The 6,000-nt window shown below is 62.6% G+C and carries 3 protein-coding genes; 2 read left to right on the forward strand and 1 reads right to left on the reverse strand.

Annotated elements, in window-relative coordinates:
• Positions 1-202: 202 nt before the first annotated feature.
• Entirely contained in the window at positions 203-1,369 is a 1,167-nt protein-coding gene (locus tag M3089_RS02685) for a low temperature requirement protein A (protein ID WP_249081584.1), read from the reverse strand.
• Between the two features lie 720 nt (positions 1,370-2,089).
• Between M3089_RS02685 and M3089_RS02690 the strand changes: the two genes are divergently transcribed.
• Both M3089_RS02690 and M3089_RS02695 read left to right on the forward strand, forming a co-directional pair.
• Positions 2,090-3,484, forward strand: a complete 1,395-nt coding sequence (locus tag M3089_RS02690; RefSeq protein WP_249081586.1) for a hypothetical protein — start codon at positions 2,090-2,092, stop codon at positions 3,482-3,484.
• Positions 3,485-3,576: 92 nt separating this feature from the next.
• On the forward strand, positions 3,577-5,781 hold the full coding sequence (locus M3089_RS02695; RefSeq protein WP_249081587.1) for a leucine-rich repeat protein: 2,205 nt from the start codon (positions 3,577-3,579) through the stop codon (positions 5,779-5,781).
• Positions 5,782-6,000: the final 219 nt, after the last annotated feature.

Below are 6,000 nucleotides of genomic sequence, written 5' to 3' on the forward strand. Positions count from 1 at the left end.
ATGCTTTGCCCGCTGTGCTTGCCATTGCATTGTGCAAGTGGCAAAATTACTGATTATTTGTGACAATCCCAACGCATGGCTTAAAAATAATGAGGCATTGTTTGGCATTGTCGTGTTTCATTGCCTGCCATGTGCCTTCATCCTCTTGCGTCCGCTTTGTCTCGGCGTAGTCTGCTACGCCTTTTGCAAAGTCTGCGGCAAGTCAGCATTTGCCCGCGTCCAGCGTGCGCACATAAAGGGCTGGGGCCAGCGCGGCGGCCATGACCACCCATTTCAGCGATATGCCGCCGAGCAGCATCGCCATGGGCACGGCAGGCGTCAGTATGGCTATTGCCAGCAGCGCCGCCCCGTTGCGGCATTGCCGGAAGAGCGCGATGTTGAGAATGCTGACGAGCACGAGGAACGTACCGCAGGCGTTGGCTGTGGTTATTACCGCCGTACGCACCAGTTGCCCGTTTTCGGGCTCGGCCAGGCTGTCGGCCTGCAGTCCCAGCCCCGCGCCGAGCGAGGCCAGGGATGCGAATATGAAATAATGAATGTAGGCAAACGGGAAGGCCACGCCGCGCCTGCCGGCGAGCAGCGAGCCCGTGGGCAGCTTGAAGTAAGTCCACCACATGGCGAACACCGTGGCGAGCGAGCTCACGATGACCGGCAGGGCCGACTCCGCCCATTGGCTCATGTCTTCGTGTACGGTCTTCGCGGCCATGCTGATGATGCCGGCCACGCACTCGCCGAGCACTATGATTACCAGCAGGCCGTAGCGCTCTGCTATGTGGTGCGGGTGCCACGGCGTGCCACCCTTGCGCTCGGCGATGTACGGCACGGCCAGCTCCACCATGGCGGCCACGGCGAACACCGCCGTCTGCGCCGCGCCCCCTGAAAACAGAGTGGCAGACCAAAGCGCCTGTGCCAGGGCTGTGCCCACGGCATACCTTAGGCAAGTGGCCCGGCCGGCCTCGTGTTGCCGGGCGGCGCGCAGCCATTGCGTCACCATGGCGAGCCTCATTATGACGAAGCCGATGAAAGCCGTGGTGAGGTCGGGGGTATGGAGGAATATGTCGCCTATGCCGGCAGCCAGGATCATGGCGCCAAGCATCTGTATGGCGGTGGTGATGCGGTAGGGCACGTCGTCGGTGTCGTAGGCCGAGGCAAACCAGCTGAAGTTCATCCATCCGATGAACACACACCAGAAGGCCATCATGTAGCACACCGCCCCTGTGGCATACATGCCTTCGGCAAGCATGTGGTGAAGCCCGCCGGCGGCCTGTGCCACGGCCACCACGATGATGAGGTCGAAGAGTAGTTCAAGGGTGGTGGACGTGCGATGCCTTTCGTTGATGTCGCGTCCTTCCATTCTGCGTATGGACATAGTTGTCTAATGTTTGGTTGAGGTAATGAATAGTTCTTTTGCCGTGTAGATACCGCGCCTGCCATGCCTTTGGGCGTCGGCAGGCGCTTGCGGCCGTTCCGCCGTTGCGCGTTGTGGATGCGGCCGTAAGATTACGCAAAATAATCTTGTTGTACAAATTGTTCATCCAATATTTTGAATTATATCGGGATGCGGGAGTGCAGGAGTGCAGACATTTGCATCGGGAGTACGGAATGCGGGATGCAGGAGTACAGACATTTGCATCGGAATGCGGAATTCGGGAGTACAGGAGTGCAGACATTAGCTTTTGGCTTATGGCCGTAACTATCAGCCCGCACGGCTTTCACCCTTAACACTTAATCCTTAATCCTTCACCCTTACCACTTCACCCTTCACCCTTAACTCTTCCCCCCTTCCTTCTCCTATATGTAAGCCGTCTTGTTTGCTTTGATTGTATTGTCTGTTTGGTTAACAAATATTAACAGGGAGGGGGGTAAATATGCCTTATTAATCTATAAATTTGTCAGGACGAGATGTTTTGACGATGTGTTGGGCTTGTCGTCCGGCGGGTGGCGTTCGGTTGCGCTTCATTCATTGCTTTGGTATGCTGAGTTGTTTGCCCTAAAGCCGTTGTTCCCATTCAGCCATGTCGTTGCAGAGCGTTCAGTCGGGTTTAGTGTTCACTTCATTATCATAATTCATAAAAAAATAGTGTAGGCAATGATGAAACAAAGCATTCTCATTTTTGCGGCCATGTCCGTTTCGGTTTCCGTTTTCGGTCAGTTGGCCCAGCGCCGGGGTGGCGCCCTTCCGCAGGCTGCCGCCCCGGAAGTGTCAGCCCGGTCAGAGTTGGCCCCGCCCCGCCATGCCCAAGGCTCGGTAGTGTTTTCATACAACTACCCCGAAGGGCTGAGCTGCCTCGGCACCCATCCGCGTGACGAGAGCCCGGTGTGCAACTACCTTTCTCCCAACAGCCTTGTCAACGGCAAGCATTTCCTTTGGGCCCCGCAGGGCAAGAAGGTGAAGTACGAATGCCCGGGCCCCTCTGTTGCGGTGGGGTTCAGTTGGACCCTTCCGGGCACGGCCGAGAAAACAGCCGTAGGCCGCGCCGCCGCCGCGACATACACCGCCCCCGGAGTCTATCCGTTCCCGGAGCTGGTGGCCTACGACGCCGACGGTGGCCGGTTGTCGTACCGGGCCGACGGCGAGCTGCTGGTGGGCGGAGTGGCAGAGATAACCACGGCCAACTGCAGGAAGTGGGGCGAGACCTACAGGCTGGGCAGCTATCCCCTCAGTGGCGGGGCTGGCAGCATAGGCGGCACCAACAGCGCCGGCATGGACGGCTACGGCAACCTGTTCATGACATCGCAGGCTGGGGCCCACATCACGGGCGTCAACGTCTACTTCGTCGCCAAGCCCGCGAGGTATGAGGCCGGGCAGCAACTCCTGCTGCGGGTGTGGTACCCGTCGGAGGGCTCCGACGGCAACATGGTGCTCAACGGCCTGCCCCTCGAGGTGGCCTACCTGCCCGTTGCCGACATACGCGAGGCCCGGCCCGGCGAGTGCTCGGCCCGTGGCGCCGCCGTGGGCGAGTTCCGCTTCGACAGGCCTTTGCAGATATGGGACAAGCCCCTGTTCTTTGTCACCGTCGAAGGGTTTGGCTCCGACCTGTCGAAGGCCGACATACGCATGCTCACCGAGGTAGACGGGCAGCCCATGGCCGAGGAGCAGGCGTCGGGCCTGCTGGCCCACAACTCGTTTGTGAGCTACAAGGGCTACGGCTACACCATACCCGTCAACTATTTCGGCACGCCACTTGGCGCGTCGTTCATGATATGCCCAGTGATTGACAACGGCGACGGCTTCTCGGCCAGCAAGGCCGATGCCGTTGGCGCCGCCTCGCCGGCCACACGCTTCAAGGCCGCCGGGCTTAGGCTGGCCGTAGAGCGCGCCGACGGCGTGGAGGTCCGTCTGGCCGACCTCTCGGGCGCCGTGGTGGCCGTGGCGCCAATGGTTGGCGGTAGGGCCACGCTCAACGCCCCGCGCCGCGGTCTCTACCTGCTCCGTGTGGTGTGCCGCGGCGGTGGCTCGTCGGTGGCCAAGGTGGTGCTCTGAGGCCATTGTGGACAATTCGGCCCGGTGGTGCCCACGGTGGGCATGGCACCGTTTTTTCAAGCAATATCAATCAACCCAAAACAGTCATTAATATGAAAAGGATTACACGTACATTGCTGTCGGCGGGGCTGTTGGCCCTGTCGGCTGCGGGGGCCGCACAGAACCATGTGTGGAAGTATGTAGATGCAGGCGACGCCACCACCTATGCCATCCGCGACGACGGCACGCTGTGGAGCTGCGGATGGAACGAGAAAGGCCAGCTGGGCGTGCCCGGGGTGGCCGAGCGCACCGCCGAGTGGCAGATGGTGGGGCAGGATGCCGACTGGAAGAAGGCCGTGGGCGGAAAGGCATACGCTTTCTTCATCAAGGCCGACGGCTCGCTATGGGCCGTAGGCACGCAGGAGAACGGCGTGCAGGGCACGGGCGACGGCGTTGACCACCGGCAGCCCGTGCGCGTGGGCACCGACAGCGACTGGGCCGACGTGGCGGCGAGCCGCTTCTGGGGCTACAGTGCCATAGGGCTCAAGACCGACGGCTCTATATGGGGATGGGGCTCAAACTCGAGCAGCCAGCTGGGGCTCGACGGGGCCGGGGCGAGGGTGACGCCCGAGCGCATAGGCACCGACAACGACTGGAAGATGGTGACCATGGGCGTGTCGCACACCATGGCCATCAAGGCCGACGGCTCGCTATGGGGCTGGGGGCAGAACTACAACGGGCAGCTGGGCACGGGCGACACGGAAAGCAGGCCGAAGCCCGTGCGCATAGGCGCCGACAACGACTGGGCATACGTCAAGGCCATCGACAACCGCACCTATGCCGTCAAGGCCGACGGCTCGCTATGGGCCACGGGCGACAACCACTCAAACCTGCTCGGCATGGCCCTCGCCGGCGGCGAGTATGAGCCGGCATACAGCGTGCTCACCCACGTCACTACGCTTGACGGGCCGGTGGCCCAGGTGTCGGGGTGCGAGCAGACAACAACATTCGCCATTGGCGAGGGCGGGGCAGTAACGCGGGTGTATGCCTTGGGCAGCAATGCCAACGGAGGGCTGGGCGACGGCAAGGGCAAGCTGCTCAGCGGCTCGTCGTCCGACATGCCGTTCTCGCTCGTGCCGGTGAAGCCGCTGCTGCCCGGGGGCATAGTCTGCTCGGTGCTCTCGTCGGGGCAGAACTACTCGATGGTGGTCACTGCCGACGGCAAGATGTATGGCTGGGGCAACAACCGAGGGGGCCAGCTGGGCGACGGCACCGAATACGACAGGCTGCAGCTCAGCTACTACAAGTCACCGATAGAGATACCGTGCCCGGGCGGGGCCACGCCGGGCGGGGGCTCACAGACAGAGATAACCGTCGACGCCGCCGCCATACCGTCAAACCTGCGCGACGCCGAGGTGGTGAGGCTCACCGGCACGTGGAACACGGCGGCATTCGGCGAACTGGCCGTGGCCCTGGGCACGTCGGGCTTCATGGCCACCAACAAGGCGCTGCGTCGCATAGACATGAGCCAAGCCGCTATTGAGCCGGGCACCGACCTGTATGTGCAGGGAAGCCTGTCGAAAAACGGAGCCTTCGTAAACTGCAAGGCGCTCGAGGCCGTGGTGATGCCCGAAGGCGGCGGGGCGGCCAACTTCGCCAACTGCAGCAGCGCGTTCATGAACTGCGAGAAGCTGGCCACCATCGACCTTTCCGGCTGCACTGGGCTTACAAGCCTCAAGAGCGCCTTCTCGGGATGCGCGTCGCTGCGGCTTGCCGACCTCTCGGCCGCCACGGCCCTTACCGGCATGAGCAGCATGCAGGGGGCGTTTTCGGGGTGCGCGTCGCTGTATAAGGTGGTGCTTCCGGCCGAGGTGACGTTTTCGTCGGGCACGTTTGCCGACTGCACCTCGCTGTCTGACATCGACTGGACGAGATATGCCGGCACGGCAGCCCCGGTGTTCTATGTGGGCATGTTCTCAGGCATAGCCGACCTGAAGGCCGTCACGCTGACGGTGAGCGGCGACGCCTATCCGCTGTTTGCCGCCGACGCCAACTGGAGCCGGCTCACGCTCAAGGCCGCCACGGCCGACGGTGTGGACGCAGCCGGCAGCGACGCCGCGCTGTCGTTCGACGGCACCACGCTCCGCACGTCGTCCACAATCGGCAACGTGGGCGTATACACGCTCGCAGGGGCCCTCGTGGCCGGCCGCCACACCGTGAGCGGCAGCTGGAGCCTTGCCTCGTTGCCGGCCGGTGCCTATGTGCTGGTGTACACCGACGGCGCACGGAAGCAGTCTGTCAGGATTGTCAGGCGCTGACGGGGCGTCAGGCAGCCTGTTCCCCATGGCGGGTGCGTCGCAAGTGGCGCACCCGCTTTTTTTTCGCTGGCGTTGCCAACGGCTCTGTGGGCCCCGGCCAAGGGCCTTTTGTAGCATGTGCCGTTCTGGGCTGCCGTACGGGCCGTTTCGCGGTGCCGGACGGCCTCCGCCGGGATGCAATACGGCAGGTGGCTGCGGGGCGGGCCGCATGGTGCCGTC

The organism is Marseilla massiliensis (genome assembly GCF_023336985.1).
Taxonomy (GTDB): Bacteria; Bacteroidota; Bacteroidia; order Bacteroidales; family Bacteroidaceae; genus Prevotella; species Prevotella intestinigallinarum.